Source organism: Rhodovulum euryhalinum (assembly GCF_004342445.1).
Lineage (GTDB): Bacteria > Pseudomonadota > Alphaproteobacteria > Rhodobacterales > Rhodobacteraceae > Rhodovulum > Rhodovulum euryhalinum.
The window spans coordinates 51,022-65,094 of sequence record NZ_SLWW01000010.1 but is presented as its reverse complement, the minus strand read 5'-3'; the positions used below and the strand labels follow the sequence as shown (position 1 = coordinate 65,094).

16 protein-coding genes are annotated in these 14,073 nt (G+C 67.8%); 10 read left to right on the top strand and 6 right to left on the bottom strand.

Annotation, left to right across the window (positions count from 1 at the left end):
• Positions 1 to 171 precede the first annotated feature (171 nt).
• From EV655_RS13025 to EV655_RS18890, 6 genes are all read left to right on the top strand, one after another.
• Positions 172 to 609, top strand: coding sequence for a DsrE family protein (locus EV655_RS13025; RefSeq protein ID WP_132545536.1), 438 nt, complete (start codon positions 172 to 174; stop codon positions 607 to 609).
• A 63-nt stretch (positions 610 to 672) separates the two neighbouring features.
• Entirely contained in the window at positions 673 to 1,716 is a 1,044-nt protein-coding gene (locus EV655_RS13020; protein ID WP_132545534.1) for an aldo/keto reductase, read from the top strand.
• A gap of 235 nt (positions 1,717 to 1,951) precedes the next feature.
• Positions 1,952 to 3,415: a 3-hydroxyacyl-CoA dehydrogenase NAD-binding domain-containing protein gene (locus tag EV655_RS13015; RefSeq protein ID WP_132545532.1), complete on the top strand. Its 1,464-nt coding sequence runs from the start codon at positions 1,952 to 1,954 to the stop codon at positions 3,413 to 3,415.
• 73 nt (positions 3,416 to 3,488) lie between these two features.
• Positions 3,489 to 3,872 carry an NADH:ubiquinone oxidoreductase subunit NDUFA12 gene (locus tag EV655_RS13010; RefSeq protein ID WP_132545530.1) on the top strand — a complete coding sequence of 128 codons (384 nt, stop codon included), beginning with the start codon at positions 3,489 to 3,491 and terminating at the stop codon, positions 3,870 to 3,872.
• Positions 3,873 to 3,876: 4 nt separating this feature from the next.
• On the top strand, positions 3,877 to 4,338 hold the full coding sequence (gene mlaD / locus EV655_RS13005) for an outer membrane lipid asymmetry maintenance protein MlaD (RefSeq protein WP_132545528.1): 462 nt from the start codon (positions 3,877 to 3,879) through the stop codon (positions 4,336 to 4,338).
• Positions 4,335 to 4,886 (top strand): DUF2155 domain-containing protein, encoded by a 552-nt coding sequence (locus EV655_RS18890; protein WP_243645076.1) that lies wholly within the window; start codon positions 4,335 to 4,337, stop codon positions 4,884 to 4,886. Before mlaD ends, EV655_RS18890 begins: the two co-directional genes overlap by 4 nt.
• Here EV655_RS18890 and aat read toward each other — a convergent pair.
• The 3 genes from aat to accB are packed head-to-tail and all read right to left on the bottom strand — an operon-like array spanning position 4,850 to position 7,374.
• On the bottom strand, positions 4,850 to 5,494 hold the full coding sequence (gene aat / locus EV655_RS12995) for a leucyl/phenylalanyl-tRNA--protein transferase (RefSeq protein WP_132545526.1): 645 nt from the start codon (positions 5,492 to 5,494) through the stop codon (positions 4,850 to 4,852). The genes EV655_RS18890 and aat overlap by 37 nt on opposite strands.
• Before the next feature lie 35 nt (positions 5,495 to 5,529).
• Positions 5,530 to 6,879, bottom strand: a complete 1,350-nt coding sequence (gene accC / locus EV655_RS12990; protein WP_132545524.1) for an acetyl-CoA carboxylase biotin carboxylase subunit — start codon at positions 6,877 to 6,879, stop codon at positions 5,530 to 5,532.
• Positions 6,880 to 6,888: 9 nt separating this feature from the next.
• On the bottom strand, positions 6,889 to 7,374 hold the full coding sequence (gene accB / locus EV655_RS12985) for an acetyl-CoA carboxylase biotin carboxyl carrier protein (RefSeq protein ID WP_132545522.1): 486 nt from the start codon (positions 7,372 to 7,374) through the stop codon (positions 6,889 to 6,891).
• 273 nt (positions 7,375 to 7,647) lie between these two features.
• Here accB and EV655_RS12980 point away from each other — a divergent pair, with 273 nt between their 5' ends.
• The 3 genes from EV655_RS12980 to preA are packed head-to-tail and all read left to right on the top strand — an operon-like array spanning position 7,648 to position 10,788.
• Entirely contained in the window at positions 7,648 to 8,988 is a 1,341-nt protein-coding gene (locus tag EV655_RS12980) for an NAD(P)-dependent oxidoreductase (RefSeq protein WP_132545520.1), read from the top strand.
• A 3-nt stretch (positions 8,989 to 8,991) separates the two neighbouring features.
• Entirely contained in the window at positions 8,992 to 9,480 is a 489-nt protein-coding gene (locus EV655_RS12975) for a hypothetical protein (protein WP_132545519.1), read from the top strand.
• Positions 9,481 to 9,483: 3 nt separating this feature from the next.
• Positions 9,484 to 10,788 (top strand): NAD-dependent dihydropyrimidine dehydrogenase subunit PreA, encoded by a 1,305-nt coding sequence (gene preA, locus EV655_RS12970; protein WP_132545517.1) that lies wholly within the window; start codon positions 9,484 to 9,486, stop codon positions 10,786 to 10,788.
• Between the two features lie 13 nt (positions 10,789 to 10,801).
• On the opposite strand, the gene EV655_RS12965 is transcribed toward preA, so the two are convergent.
• Together EV655_RS12965 and EV655_RS12960 are read right to left on the bottom strand one after the other, a co-directional pair.
• Positions 10,802 to 11,134, bottom strand: coding sequence for a hypothetical protein (locus EV655_RS12965; protein ID WP_132545515.1), 333 nt, complete (start codon positions 11,132 to 11,134; stop codon positions 10,802 to 10,804).
• 117 nt (positions 11,135 to 11,251) lie between these two features.
• A complete protein-coding gene (locus tag EV655_RS12960; RefSeq protein ID WP_132545513.1) occupies positions 11,252 to 11,860 on the bottom strand; it encodes a TetR family transcriptional regulator C-terminal domain-containing protein in 609 nt (202 codons plus the stop codon).
• A 188-nt stretch (positions 11,861 to 12,048) separates the two neighbouring features.
• Between EV655_RS12960 and aptA the strand changes: the two genes are divergently transcribed.
• Entirely contained in the window at positions 12,049 to 13,377 is a 1,329-nt protein-coding gene (gene aptA, locus EV655_RS12955; RefSeq protein WP_132545511.1) for an omega-aminotransferase AptA, read from the top strand.
• Between the two features lie 41 nt (positions 13,378 to 13,418).
• Here aptA and EV655_RS12950 read toward each other — a convergent pair whose 3' ends face one another.
• Positions 13,419 to 13,997, bottom strand: coding sequence for a hypothetical protein (locus EV655_RS12950; RefSeq protein ID WP_132545509.1), 579 nt, complete (start codon positions 13,995 to 13,997; stop codon positions 13,419 to 13,421).
• Positions 13,998 to 14,073: the final 76 nt, after the last annotated feature.

The following is a 14,073-nucleotide window of genomic DNA, read 5'->3' as shown; positions in this document are numbered from 1 at the left end:
TCGCGGACAGACCCGGTATCGGTGTGCTGGCGTGTGTCGGCGCCGCGGCACCACGGGCCAGGGGGGCAGGCCGCAAAGCGCGTGACGGTCTTCATGTGCTCTCGACATTTTCCCCGCTTGTGCCCCCGGAAACCCTGATATCATCGCGCGACGAACAGGGAGGAGACATCCATGAAACATCTCGCTTTGGCGGGGCTGCTGGCCTTGGCCGCGGCCCCGGCCGCCTGGGCCGAGGGCAAGACACATCGCATCGCGGTCCACGTCAACCAGAACGAGCCGCAGGTGATCGCGATGGCGCTGAACAACGTCCAGAACCTCGCCGCCCATTACCAGGGGCAGGGGGACGAGGTGCTGATCGAGGTGGTCGCCTACGGCCCCGGCCTCGACATGCTGATCCCGGGCAAGAGCCCCGCCGAGGACCGCATCGCGGCGATGTCGCTGGAGATGGGCGAGCGGCTGGTCTTCTCGGCCTGCGGCAACACCCACCGCAAGCTGAGCGCCGCGGCCGGGCATGAGGTCGCGCTTGTGGACGAGGCGCGGATCGTGCCGTCGGGCGTGGTCCGGCTGGTCGAATTGCAGGAGGACGGATTCAGCTACGTCCGCCCCTGAGGGGTTGCTCTTCCCGGCCCAGCCGATAACTCTGGCACCTGACCGAAAGAACAGGGGATAACCATGAGGAAAGTCGCGCTGGGCCGGACCGGGCTGAGGGTGTCCTGCCTTTGCCTGGGCAGCATGACCTGGGGCAGCCAGAACACCCAGGACGAGGGCCATGCCCAGATCGACCTGGCGCTGGAGCGGGGGGTGAACTTCATCGACACCGCCGAGATGTACCCGGTGGCCCCGGTCCGTGAAGAGACCGTCGGCCGCACGGAGCGGATCATCGGCAACTGGTTGCAGACCAGCCGCCGCCGGCACGAGGTGATCCTGGCCACCAAGGCCACCGGCGAGGGCCAGATGGCGGTGCGCGAGGGCGCGCCCCTCTCGCCCGCGACGATCCGCGAGGCGGTCGAGGGCTCGCTGCGGCGGCTTCGGACCGACTATATCGACCTTTACCAGATCCACTGGCCGAACCGGGGATCCTATCATTTCCGCAAGAACTGGGCCTATGATCCCTCGGGGCAGGACCGCGATGCGACGCTGGCCGACATGCAGAACTGCCTCGAGACGCTGGCCGATCTGGTGCAGGAGGGCAAGATCCGCCATTTCGGCCTTTCGAACGAAACCGCCTGGGGCACCTGCCAGTGGCTGGGCCTGGCCGAGATGCATGGCCTGCCGCGGGTGCAGTCGATCCAGAACGAGTATTCGCTGCTCTGCCGCCACTACGACACCGACCTTGCCGAACTGGGCGTCAACGAAGAGGTGACGCTGCTGGCCTACACGCCGCTGGCCGCAGGGCTGCTGACGGGCAAGTACGCCGGCGACGTCACGCCCGAGGGCACCCGGCGCGAGCGTCAGCCCGACCTGAACGGCCGGATCACGCCGCGCGTGTGGGAGGCCGTCTCGGCCTATCTGGGGATCGCGAATGTCCATGGGCTGGACCCGGCGCAGATGGCGATCGCCTTCGTCGCCCAGCGGCCGTTCCCGGTGATCCCCATCGTCGGCGCGACGTCGACCGCGCAGCTTGAAACCGCGCTCGGGGCCGCGGATCTGACGCTGTCCGACGCGGTGCTGGCCGACATCGCGCTGGCCCACAAGGCGCATCCTATGCCCTTCTGACCGGGGCTCCCGGCGGCGTGGGGGCGTTGCATCTCTGGCACGCTTGCGCCCCGGTGCGCGTCCGATCCCCGGCCGGGCCTTGCCGCGGCCCCCGTGCTGGCCATTATCCTGGGGTGCGGACAGGGGGGACAAGCATGCCGCGCAACATGAACCGCGAAGGGGGCCGCCGCATGGCCGGGGCAGTCTTGCGCCGCGCCCGGTGCAGGGGCGCCCACGGTATCGGGGGATGTGCCGAATGAGCAGGGTCGCGGCGATCCTCGGGGCCGGGTGGATCGGCGCGGGCTGGGCCGCGCGATTTGCGTTGATGGGCTGGGAGGTGCGGGTCTTCGATACCGATCCGGCGGCCGCCGCGCGGGTCGACGCGGTTCTCGGGCATGCGCGCCGCGCGCTGCCGGGGCTGTTCGATACCGCGCTGCCGCCCGAGGGCGCGGTGATCCTCGCCGACAAGATCTCGCAGGCGGTGCGGGGTGCGGACTGGATCCAGGAAAGCGTGCCCGAAAGGCTGGACCTCAAGCGGACGCTTTTCCAGAAGGTGCAGGAACATTGCGCCGACGAGGTGATCCTGGCTTCGTCCACCGCGGGGTTCCTGCCTTCGGCGTTGCAGGGCCCGGCCGCGCGGCGCTGTCCGATCCTGGTGGCCCGTCCCGCCGACCCCGTCTACCTGTTGCCGCTGGTCGAACTGGCGGCAGCGCCCGACGCACCCGCCGAAACGCTTGCCCGCGCCCGGGGCCTGCTGGCCGAGATCGGCATGGCGCCGCTCGAGATCGGGCACGAGATCGAGGGCCACGTCGCGGGGCGCCTGATCGAGGCGGCCTGGCGCGAGGCGCTGTGGCTGGTCGAGGACGGCATCGCGACCACCGGCGAGATCGACCGGGCGATCCGGCTGGGCCCCGGCCTGTCGCTGGCGCAGGGGGGGCTGTTCGGTGCGCGGCGGCTGGCGGGTGGCGAAGAGGGGCTGTCGCAGGCACTGGCGCGGCTCGGTTCGGGGCTGGGCGCGCCGCTGTCGCATCTGACCGACGTGCCCGAAGCCACCGAGACATTGGCACGCACCCTTGCCGAACAGACTGGTGCGGCGGTGGGCGATCTGCCCGCGGACGCGCAGCTGCGGCAGCGCGATACTGATCTCGTGGCGCTGCTGCGTGCGCTGAAGGGAACGGATTCGGGGGCGGGGGCGCCGCTGAACGCCTTCGATGCCGCACGGCGGCCGGAGCTGGGCGACATCACCCGGCCGATCGTCACCCAGCACCGCGCCGTGCCGGCCGACTGGACCGATTATAACGGCCACATGACCGAGTCGCGCTATCTGAACGCCTTCGCCGACGCCACCGACCGGTTCATGGCGATGATCGGCTGTGATGCCGACTACATTGCTGCGGGCGCAAGCTTTTTCACCGCCGAAACCCATATCCGCCACCTTGCCGAACTGCGTGCGGGCCAGCGGTTCCGGATCGAAACGACGCTGCTGGAGGGGACGGGCCGCAAGATGCACCTGTTCCACCGCATGCTGGCGGACGACACCCTGGCCGCCACAGGCGAGCATCTGCTGATCCATGTCAGCCTGGCGACGCGCCGTGCCGCGCCGCCCGGTCCCGAGCTTGCCCGGCGGCTGGCCGAGATCGCCGCGGCGCATGCGGCGCAGCCGCGGCCCGACGGGGTGGGCCGGGCGGTCGGCCAGAGGCCGGACCAGAAGCCGGGCTAGGGCGCGGGTGGCAGGTACTGGACCTTGGCCCGCGCATGCGTCATATGTCGGGCAGAGACACGCGGAGGGTCCGATGGGCGTGATCGACAGCCTGCTGAAATACGTCACCTGGTGGAACGCCGAGACCGTGGGGACACGGCTCTTCACCGCCCGACACGGCGAAAGGGTGGGCGAGGACGGCCAGGGCAACGTGTTCTACCAGTCGAAGGACGGCGCGCGCCGCTGGGTGATCTACAACGGCGAGGTCGAGGCAAGCCGGATCACACCCGACTGGCACGGCTGGCTGCACCACACCTATGCCGAGCCCCCGACCGAGCGGCCGCTGGCACGGAAGCCCTGGGAAAAACCCCACCAGGAGAATCTGACCGGCACGCCGCTGGCCTATGCCCCTCCGGGATCGATCCGCCGGCCCGAGCCTGCCCGCCGGCAGGACTACGAGGCCTGGCAACCCGAATAGAACGATGGCCGATAATACCACGACCGAGGTGATCACGGGGGGCGCGGTTCTGGCACTGGCGCTGGGCTTCTTTGCCTATGCGACGCAGACGGCCGGGCTGGGCGGTACTGCGGGCGCCTATGAACTGACGGCAAGCTTCCGCTCGGTCGAGGGCGTCACCGTCGGCACCGATGTCCGGCTTGCGGGCGTCAAGGTCGGCACCGTCACCGCGCTGGATCTGAACCCCCAGACCTTCCGTGCCGACGCCCGCTTTACCGTGGACGAAGGGATCGAGTTGCCCGACGACAGCGCGGTTCTGGTCTCGTCCGAGGGATTGTTGGGCGGCACCTTCGTCGAGATCCTTCCCGGCGGCTCGCCGTTCAACCTGTCCCCCGGCGACGAGGTTCTGGATACCCAGGGCGCGGTCAGCCTGATCTCGCTGCTGATGAAGGTCTTCACCGCGACCGGCGAGGAGGGCGCGGAATGATCGCCGGGCGTCTTGCGCTGGCGCTGATCCTCGCCGCGGCGCCGCTGGCCGCCCAGCAGCAGCCCACTTGGGATCCGGACAGCTGGACCGCCGAGGGTTGGTCGGTGGCGCCGCTCGACGGCCTGCCCTCGGGCGAAAGCATGCTCGACGACCAGTTGCGTGGCGAGCCGCTGCCGCAGATCGAGCGCGAGGATCCGCTGGTGATGCGCCCCGCCGCGCCCGAGCCGGTGGCCGATCCGGTGATCCGGACCGGCACCGCCGAGGCGGGCGCGGTCTTGCGGGGGCTGGACAAGGTCTCGGGCGCAACGGCCGATCTGGACCTTGCCCCCGGGCAAAGCGCGCGGTTCGGACGGGTGCTGGTGACGCTCAGGGAATGTCGCTACCCGGAGGACAACCCGGCCTCGGATGCCTTCGCGCTGATCGAGATCGTCGACGTGGCGGGGGCTTCGCGGCTTTTCTCGGGCTGGATGCTGGCCTCGAGCCCGGCGCTGAACCCGCTGGATCACGCGCGCTATGACGTCTGGGTCCTGCGCTGCAAGAGCGCCTGACCCGAGGCGGGCGTCTCGGGGCAGGTGAAATCCGCCTGCTGTGCCAGCGCCGCTTCTAGCCGACGCATGTAGTCGTCGCGGCAGATCTCGATCGCGCCCAGGCTTTGCAGATGCGGCGTGATGAATTGCGTGTCGAACAGCCGGAACCCGCCCGCGCGCAACCTGTCCACCAGATAGGCCAGCGCGATCTTCGAGGCGTCGGTCCGGCGCGAGAACATGCTTTCGCCGAAGAAGCCCGCCCCCAGCGTTACGCCGTAGACCCCGCCGACCAGGGCTTCGCCTTCCCAGACCTCCAGCGAATGGGCGTGGCCCATCGCGTGCAACTCCTGGTAAAGGGCGAAGATCGTGTCGTTGATCCAGGTTTCGTCCCGCTCCGCGCAGCCCGCCACGACGCCCGCGAAATCGGTGTCGATGCGGATCGTGAAGGGATTGCGCCGGATGTGACGGGCAAGGCTGTTCGAGATGTGAAAGCCGTTCAGCGGGAAGATGCCCCGCCGCCGCGGCTGGACCCAGAAGATTTCCGGATCCTCGCGCGATTCAGCCATCGGGAAGATGCCCGAGGCATAGGCATTCAGCAGCATCCGGGGCGTCAGTCGGTCGGCCGCCATGCACTCGCTCCCGGCGGGCCGGAGCGTGGGGCCGGTCAGAGTTCGGGCCCGGCCTCCAGCCAGCGTTCCAGCCAATGGATGTTGTAGTCGCCCTTCTGGATGTCGGGCTCCAGCAGCAGCGCGCGGAACAGCGGCGCCGTGGTCTCGACCCCGTCGACGATCAACTCGCCCAACGCGCGGTCAAGCCGGGCCAGCGCCTCGGCCCGGTCGCGGCCATGGACGATCAGCTTGCCGATCAGGCTGTCGTAATAGGGCGGGATCGAATAGCCGTCATAGAGCGCCGAATCCATCCGAACGCCCAGGCCACCCGGTGCGTGATAGGCGGTGATCCGGCCGGGGCGGGGCGCGAAATCGGGCAGGCGTTCGGCGTTGATGCGCACCTCGATCGCGTGGCCGTTCAGCACGAGGTCATCCTGGTCGAAGGACAGCGGATGGCCCTCGGCCACGCGGATCTGCTCGCGCACCAGATCGACGCCGAAGATCGCCTCGGTCACGGGATGTTCCACCTGCAGGCGGGTGTTCATCTCGATGAAGTAGAATTCGCCATCCTCGAACAGGAATTCGATCGTGCCCGCGCCGCGATAGTTGATCCGCGCCACCGCGTCGGCGCAGACCTTGCCGATGCGCGCCCGCGTTTCGGCGTCGATCACCGGGCCCGGCGCCTCTTCCAGGACCTTCTGGTGGCGGCGTTGCAGCGAACAGTCGCGCTCGCCCAGATGTACCGCGCGGCCCTGGCCGTCGCCGAAGACCTGGATCTCGATATGCCGGGGCTTCGTCAGGTATTTCTCGATATAGACCTCGTCATTGCCGAAGGCAGCCTTGGCCTCGGAGCGCGCGGTCTGGAACGCGCGTTCCAGGTCGTCGGCGGTCCGGGCCAGCTTCATGCCGCGCCCGCCGCCGCCCGCGGTCGCCTTGACGATCACCGGATAGCCCATCTCGCCGGCAAGTTTCCGGGCGGTCTCGACATCCGGCACCCCGCCATCCGAGCCCGGCACGCAGGGCACGCCCAAGGCCTTCATCGTCTCCTTTGCGGTGATCTTGTCGCCCATCATGCGGATATGTTCCGCCGACGGGCCGATGAAGGTCAGGCCATGATCCTCGACGATCTGAACGAACCGGGCGTTTTCCGACAGGAAGCCGTAGCCGGGGTGGATCGCCTGTGCCCCGGTGATCTCGCAGGCCGAGATGATCGACGGGATCGACAGATAGCTTTCGGTGCCCGGCGGGGGGCCGATGCAGACGCTTTCGTCGGCCATGCGCACATGCATCGCGTCGGCATCCGCGGTGGAATGGACCGCGACGGACCGGATGCCCATCTCGCGGCAGGCCCGGATCACGCGAAGGGCGATCTCGCCGCGGTTCGCGATGAGGATCTTGTCGAACATGCGCGCGCCTTACTCGATGATCATCAGCGGCGCGCCGTACTCGACCGGGGCGCCGTCCTCGATGAGGATGCGCCTGACGGTTCCGGCCCGCGGCGCGGGGATGTGGTTCATCGTCTTCATGGCCTCGATGATCAGAAGCGTCTGGCCCTCGGTCACCGTGTCGCCCACCTTGACGAACGAGTCAGACCCGGGCTCGGGTTGCAGATAGGCGGTGCCCACCATCGGCGAGGTCACGGCGCCGGGATGCTGGGCGGGATCCTCGGCCGGTGCCGCGGCCGGCGCGGCGGCTTGCATCGCGGGCATGGCAAGGGGCGCGGGCGCGTGCATCACGGGGGCGGCCACGGGCGCGGGCAGCGACCGCGACACCCGCACGTCCAGCGAGTCGTCCTCGCCGTATTCCCGTTTCACCTGCAGTTCGGTCAGGTCGTGTTCGCGCAGAAGTTCGGCCAGTGCCTGGATGAAGGCCACGTCCGCCTCGTGGGAAGTCTTGGTCATGCCTGTCCTCGATCGGTCCCGGACCGGCCCGCCCCGGGGCCATCCGCTTCGTGAATTGGGCCGCTTATACGCGAGGGATCCCCCCATGGAAAGCGGGTGCGGCGGTTTTTGCCGACGCGCGCCCGGAGGCGTCCGCTGCACAATCCTTGTGCCGGATATGCCCCGTTTTTCGCGGAGGAACGGTGTTTGCTGCGTGCTTGGAATTTACCGTTTGATAAAATCCTTTGCTGTGGCAGGCTTCGCCGAAACGGGAAGGCAGCAGGGAGGGCCGGCATGGCCAACACGCAACTTACCCCCGGGGTCGTGTCCGGGCGTCTCGCGCCCGAGGCGTATCGCGACAATTTCGCCGACAAGGCGCCGCCCCTGACCGCGCACGAGGCCGCCATTGCCGCGGATCGTTGCTATTTTTGCCATGACGCGCCCTGCGTCACGGCCTGTCCGACGTCGATCGACATCCCGCTCTTCATCCGCGAGATCGCGACCGGGGCGCCGCGGGCGGCCGCACGCACGATCCTTGACCAGAACATCCTGGGCGGCATGTGCGCCCGCGTCTGCCCGACCGAGCAGCTTTGCGAAGTGGTCTGCGTGCGCGAGGTGGCCGAGGGCAGGCCGGTCGAGATCGGGCGGCTGCAGCGTTATGCCACGGACACGCTGATGGCCGAGGGCGCCCATCCCTTCACGCGCGCCGAACCGACCGGCAGGCGCGTCGCCGTGGTGGGGGCGGGGCCCGCGGGGCTGGCCTGCGCGCACAGGCTGGCGATGAAGGGGCACGCGGTCGACCTGTTCGATGCGAAACCCAAGGCCGGGGGGCTGAACGAATACGGCATCGCCGCCTACAAGACGGTGAACGATTTCGCCCAGGCCGAGGTCGAGTGGCTGCTGGGCATCGGCGGCATCGCGGTCCACAACGGCAAGGCGCTGGGCCGCGACATCTCGCTGGACGGGTTGCGGTCGGACTATGATGCGGTCTTCCTTGCGATCGGGCTGGGCGGCGTGAACGCGCTGCGGGCCGAGGGCGAGGAAAAATCCCATGTCCGCGACGCGGTCGACTTCATCGCCGAACTGCGGCAGGCCGAGGATCTGTCCAGCATCGCGGTCGGCCGCAACGTCGTGGTGATCGGCGGCGGCATGACGGCGGTGGATGCGGCGGTGCAGTCGAAACTGCTGGGCGCCGAGACGGTGACCATCGTCTACCGCCGCGGCCGCGAGGCGATGGGCGCGTCCGAAGAGGAACAGCACCTCGCCAGTTCCAAGGGCGTGCGCATCGTCACCGGCGCCGCACCCCTGCGCATCCTCGGCGAGGGGGCGGTCGAGGCGGTGGAATTCGCCTATACGAAGGAAACCGAAGCGGGTCTGGACCTGACCGGCGAGACCTTCCGGCTGAAGGCCGACCAGGTGTTCAAGGCCATCGGCCAGAGCCTTGAAGGCGCGCCCGAGGGGCTGGCGCTGTCGGGCCGCAAGATCGCCGTGACGGGGCCCGGGCGCACCAGCCTCGCGGGCGTCTGGGCGGGGGGCGACTGTGCCCAGGGCGGCGACGATCTGACCGTGACGGCGGTGGCCGAGGGCCGCGACGCCGCCGAGGACATTCATGCGACCCTGATGGGGGAGGGCTGAGCCATGGCCGATACTTCTGTCAGGGAAAAGGCTGCTCTGGAGAGAATTGCAATTCTTGAAGAACCTGAGAAGCTCAGGAAATTCATCGACAATGCTAGGCGGTTGGGGGCTGTTGCAGTTGAGCAGGCCGCGTTTCGAAGGCTTTGCGAGATACTGCCATCTGCGCGTCGCGGGACGGTTGAGCATGATGTCTGGTGCTCCATTCATGCGCTTGAAGAGATGCTCAAAACCGAGAGGGGGACGACCGTCCGTCTTTCCAGGACGAGGCAGAAGATTTCTAAGGACGGAGAAATCAAGACGGTTCTGGATCTGGTCTTGAGAGCGTCCCCATCGGAGGGATTCCAAATGTTGATTGATCGAGGTCACCCGGAACTACTGTTCGAAGCGGTTGTGCTTCGTCATCCCGACGCCTTCGGAGATGATGTTCGACAGGCTGCGAAGGAGCGGCTGACCAACGCTGGTGACGCAGCCGCAGCTTTGGTGGAGGGCTGAGCCATGGCCGATCTGAGAAACGATTTCGTGGGGATCAAGTCCCCGAACCCGTTCTGGCTGGCCTCGGCGCCGCCGACCGACAAGGAATACAACGTCGTGCGCGCCTTCAGGGCGGGCTGGGGCGGTGTGGTGTGGAAGACGCTGGGCGAGGACGGCCCGCCGGTGGTGAACGTCAACGGCCCCCGCTATGGCGCGATCTATGGCGCGGATCGGCGGTTGCTGGGGCTCAACAACATCGAACTGATCACCGACCGCCCGCTTCAGGTCAATCTCGACGAGATCAAGTCGGTGAAACGCGCCTGGCCGGACCGCGCGCTGGTGGTCAGCCTGATGGTGCCCTGCACCGAGGAGGCATGGAAGGCGATCCTGGCCCGCGTCGAGGACACCGGCGCCGACGGGGTGGAGCTGAACTTCGGCTGCCCCCACGGGATGAGCGAGCGCGGCATGGGCTCGGCCGTGGGGCAGGTGCCCGAATACATCGAGATGGTCACCCGCTGGTGCAAGGCGAACACAAGGATGCCGGTGATCGTGAAGCTCACCCCCAACATCACCGATATCCGGCTGGCCTCCCGCGCGGCGCACAAGGGGGGCGCGGATGCCGTGTCGCTGATCAACACGGTCAATTCCATCACCTCTGTCGATCTCGATCTGATGTGTCCGGAGCCCACGATCGACGGCAAGGGCACCCATGGCGGCTATTGCGGCCCGGCGGTGAAACCGATCGCGTTGAACATGGTGGCCGAGATCGCCCGCGACCCCGAAACCCGCGGCCTGCCGATCTCGGGCATCGGCGGCGTGACCACCTGGAAGGACGCGGCCGAGTTCATGGCGCTGGGGGCGGGCAACGTGCAGGTCTGCACTGCGGCGATGACCTACGGCTTCAAGATCGTACAGGAGATGATCTCGGGGCTCGGCGACTGGATGGACCGCAAGGGGTTCTCAACCCTGTCGGACTTTACCGGGCGGGCGGTTCCGAACGTAACCGACTGGCAATATCTCAACCTTAACTACGTGACCAAGGCGCAGATCGACCAGGAGGCCTGTATCAAATGCGGACGCTGCTATGCGGCCTGCGAGGATACCAGCCACCAGGCGATCGGGATGACGCCGGACCGGCGGTTCGTGGTGAAGGACGAGGAATGTGTGGCCTGCAACCTGTGCGTGGATGTCTGCCCGGTCGAGGGCTGCATCACGATGCGCCGCCTTGCCCCGGGCGAGGTGGATGCACGCACGGGAAAACCCGTTCCCGCGGAATACGGGAACTGGACGATGCATCCCAACAATCCCGGTACCTGCGCCGCGGAGTGACTCCGCGGCGGGCCTACACTTCGATGTCGAGCTGCCGCGCGGGCGGCTCGGCGCTGGCCGTACCGCTGCGCCACAGCACCGCCGCATCGGTTACGCGGCGTTCCGCCTCGAGTTCGAGCGGCGTGGTGTCAAAGGTCGGCGGCGGGCCTGCGGGTCGGTCGGGATCGGGCGCGGGAAAGGACTGGCGCTGCGTTTGCTGGCCGCGTTCGCCGGTTTCGCTGCGCGTCTGGCCCGCGGAACTCCCTTGCCCGGCAGCCGCGACAATGGCCACCGGTGCGGCGGGACTGACGGCAGTCACCCCGTGATCCTGATATCCGGCCACGGAAAGGGGGCCGATAATCTGCATTGGTCCCAAGCTCCTGCTCAGGCCCCCACCGACTTGGTATTATGCGCCTTTTCCCCGCATGCGAGAAGAGGGTGGCGAGGAAAAACTTGACTCTTGGTTAACCGGCTGAAGGCGCGGTCAGGGCCTGAGCATCCGGGTGAACAGCGTCACCAGATAGCGATCCGCGCCCTCGAACGGATCGCCCCGCCCCGTGCCGAGGACGGCGCGCACCTGTACGTCGAAATCGGCATAATGCTGGGTCAGCGCCCAGATCGAGAAGATCAGGTGATAGGGGTCGATATCGGCGATGCGGCCGGCGGCGGCCCAGCCCGCGATCACCTCGGCCTTCTCGTCCACCAGCGATTTCAGCTCGCCCTCCAGCGCGGGCATGATGCGCGGCGCGCCCTGCAGGATCTCGTTGGCGAACAGCCTGCTTTCGCAGGGAAAATCCCGGCTCATCGCCAGCTTGCGCCGGACATAGCCAAGCAGTTCCTCGACCGGCTCTCCCTCGGCGTCCAGCGCGCGCAGCGGGGCGAGCCATGTCTCGAGAAGCCCCGCCAGAAGGGTTTCGTGGATCGCCTCCTTGGAGGGAAAGTAGTAAAGCAGGTTGGGCTTGGACAGTCCCGCCTCGGCCGCGATCTGGTCAAGCGTCGCGCCGCGGAACCCATGCTGCGAGAATACCGCGAGCGCGGCGTCGAGGATCGCGCGGCGGTTGCGGCGCTGGATGCGGGTGGGTTCGGGGCTCATCGGCAATCGTCGGGTCGAAAAACAAAGGTCATTCAAGGCAATTCGAAAGCCGGTCGCCCATGCGGACGGCGCGGCGTGGCGGCGGTCGGCTTGACTGCCCCGGGCCCTCTGCTAGCGTGATCCCGACCACATGGTCAAACATTTTGGCCGCCTGCCGCCCGGGCGGCCCTGCCGCATGGAGATCAGTCATGGCGCTCGACCGCAACCCCGGACCCAACGACCTGTCCGCCTTCTGGATGCCGTTCACGGCAAACCGCCAGTTCAAGAAGGCGCCGCGGATGTTCGTCGGGGCCAGCGGCATGTATTACAAGACGGCGGACGGGCGCGACGTGCTGGACGGCACCGCGGGGCTGTGGTGCTGCAACGCGGGCCATTGCCGGCCGAAGATCACCGAGGCGATCCAGAAACAGGCGGCGGAACTGGACTATGCGCCGGCCTTCCAGATGGGCCACCCCAAGGCGTTCGAACTGGCCAGCGCGCTGCGGGACATGGCGCCCGAGGGGATGGACCACGTGTTCTTCACCAATTCCGGCTCCGAAGCGGTCGAGACCGCGCTGAAGATTGCGATCGCCTATCACCGCGCCCGGGGCGAGGGCGCGCGGACCCGCCTGATCGGGCGCGAGCGGGGCTATCACGGGGTCAATTTCGGCGGCATTTCGGTTGGCGGCATCGTCAACAACCGCAAGATGTTCGGCACCCTGCTGGCCGGTGTCGATCACCTGCCGCACACCCATCTGCCCGACCAGAACGCCTTTACCCGCGGCCAGCCGGAACATGGCGCGTATCTGGCCGATGACCTGGAACGGATCGTGGCGCTGCACGGCGCGGAAACCATCGCGGCGGTGATCGTCGAACCCATGGCGGGCTCCACCGGCGTTCTGATGCCGCCGAAGGGGTATCTGGAAAAGCTGCGCGCGATCTGCACGAAACACGGCATCCTGCTGATCTTCGACGAGGTCATCACCGGCTTCGGGCGGCTGGGCAGCGCCTTTGCCGCCGATCATTTCGGCGTGCAACCCGACATGATGACCGTGGCCAAGGGCCTGACCAACGGTGTGATTCCGATGGGCGCGGTGCTGGCGGCCGGGGCGATCCACGACGCCTTCATGCAAGGCCCCGAACATGTGATCGAACTGTTCCATGGCTACACCTATTCGGGCAACCCGATCGCGTCCGCGGCCGGCATCGCCACGTTGCAGACCTATCGCGAGGAGGGATTGTTCGAGAATGCCGCGGCGCTGGCGCCCTATTGGGAGGACGCGCTCCATTCGCTGAAGGGCCTGCCCCATGTCATCGACATCCGCAACATGGGTCTGATCGGCGCGGTGGAACTGGAACCGATCGCGGGCGAGCCGACCAAGCGCGCCTTCACGGCCTTCCTGAATGCCTATGAAAAGGGTCTCCTGATCCGCACCACCGGCGACATCATCGCGATGAGCCCGCCGCTGATGATCGACAAGGCGCAGATCGACGAAGTGTTCGGCAAGCTCTCTGCGGTGCTCAAGTCGCTGGCTTGAGGCATGGGGCGCCCGCCCCGGTCCGGGCGGGCGCCTCTGGTTCAGCTTCCGCAGGTGTAGCCGAGACTTGCCTGATTGCCCTCGATCCCGCCAAGCGTGACGGTGCAGCCATCGCCCGCCTCGACGGACTCGCCGACGGCGAGGGTGGTCGTGGCGATCCCGTTCACGGCAATGCGTGCAGCATCCGCCTCGGCATCGACGCGCGACAGGAACACCCGCACCGAGCCATCGCCGAACACGGCCGTTTGTCCGATCGCCAAAAGCGTGCCTGCGTCGCTGGCCGCCGCGGGGGCCGCCTCCGGCTCGGCTGCCGCGGCGGCGGTTTCGGCGGCAGGCGCGGCCGCGTCCTGACCGGCGGCGTCGCCCATCGCGCCCAGCCCCTGCACCGTCTCGGCCAGGCGGCTGCCCAGCGTCGCGCCTTCGGCGATCGCGGCGGCCTGGGCATCGGCGCGTTCGGTGACCTCGGCCAGCGCGGTTTCCAGGTCGCTGATCCGGTCGGTCAGCGTGGCCACCTGGCCTTCCAGCGCGGTCTCTTGCGACCCCGACTTGTTCTGCGACACAAGGAACCCGAAGGCCGCGACCACCACGACGCCCCCGATCAGTACCGTTTTCCCGTCCATATCTGCTTGTCCTCCCTTATCTTCGGTCCGAAACGCCTGCCTGCCCCCTCGTCTCGTTGATCCCGGCACGCCGGAA

Excerpts from the sequence above, each read along its gene's own strand:
- EV655_RS13025 (WP_132545536.1), top strand. The coding sequence starts at position 172 with ATGAAACATCTCGCTTTGGCGGGGCTGCTGGCCTTGGCCGCGGCCCCG.
- EV655_RS13020 (WP_132545534.1), top strand. The coding sequence starts at position 673 with ATGAGGAAAGTCGCGCTGGGCCGGACCGGGCTGAGGGTGTCCTGCCTT.
- EV655_RS13015 (WP_132545532.1), top strand. The coding sequence starts at position 1,952 with ATGAGCAGGGTCGCGGCGATCCTCGGGGCCGGGTGGATCGGCGCGGGC.
- EV655_RS13010 (WP_132545530.1), top strand. The coding sequence starts at position 3,489 with ATGGGCGTGATCGACAGCCTGCTGAAATACGTCACCTGGTGGAACGCC.
- mlaD (WP_132545528.1), top strand. The coding sequence starts at position 3,877 with ATGGCCGATAATACCACGACCGAGGTGATCACGGGGGGCGCGGTTCTG.
- EV655_RS18890 (WP_243645076.1), top strand. The coding sequence starts at position 4,335 with ATGATCGCCGGGCGTCTTGCGCTGGCGCTGATCCTCGCCGCGGCGCCG.
- aat (WP_132545526.1), bottom strand. The coding sequence starts at position 5,494 with ATGGCGGCCGACCGACTGACGCCCCGGATGCTGCTGAATGCCTATGCC.
- accC (WP_132545524.1), bottom strand. The coding sequence starts at position 6,879 with ATGTTCGACAAGATCCTCATCGCGAACCGCGGCGAGATCGCCCTTCGC.
- accB (WP_132545522.1), bottom strand. The coding sequence starts at position 7,374 with ATGACCAAGACTTCCCACGAGGCGGACGTGGCCTTCATCCAGGCACTG.
- EV655_RS12980 (WP_132545520.1), top strand. The coding sequence starts at position 7,648 with ATGGCCAACACGCAACTTACCCCCGGGGTCGTGTCCGGGCGTCTCGCG.
- EV655_RS12975 (WP_132545519.1), top strand. The coding sequence starts at position 8,992 with ATGGCCGATACTTCTGTCAGGGAAAAGGCTGCTCTGGAGAGAATTGCA.
- preA (WP_132545517.1), top strand. The coding sequence starts at position 9,484 with ATGGCCGATCTGAGAAACGATTTCGTGGGGATCAAGTCCCCGAACCCG.
- EV655_RS12965 (WP_132545515.1), bottom strand. The coding sequence starts at position 11,134 with ATGCAGATTATCGGCCCCCTTTCCGTGGCCGGATATCAGGATCACGGG.
- EV655_RS12960 (WP_132545513.1), bottom strand. The coding sequence starts at position 11,860 with ATGAGCCCCGAACCCACCCGCATCCAGCGCCGCAACCGCCGCGCGATC.
- aptA (WP_132545511.1), top strand. The coding sequence starts at position 12,049 with ATGGCGCTCGACCGCAACCCCGGACCCAACGACCTGTCCGCCTTCTGG.
- EV655_RS12950 (WP_132545509.1), bottom strand. The coding sequence starts at position 13,997 with ATGGACGGGAAAACGGTACTGATCGGGGGCGTCGTGGTGGTCGCGGCC.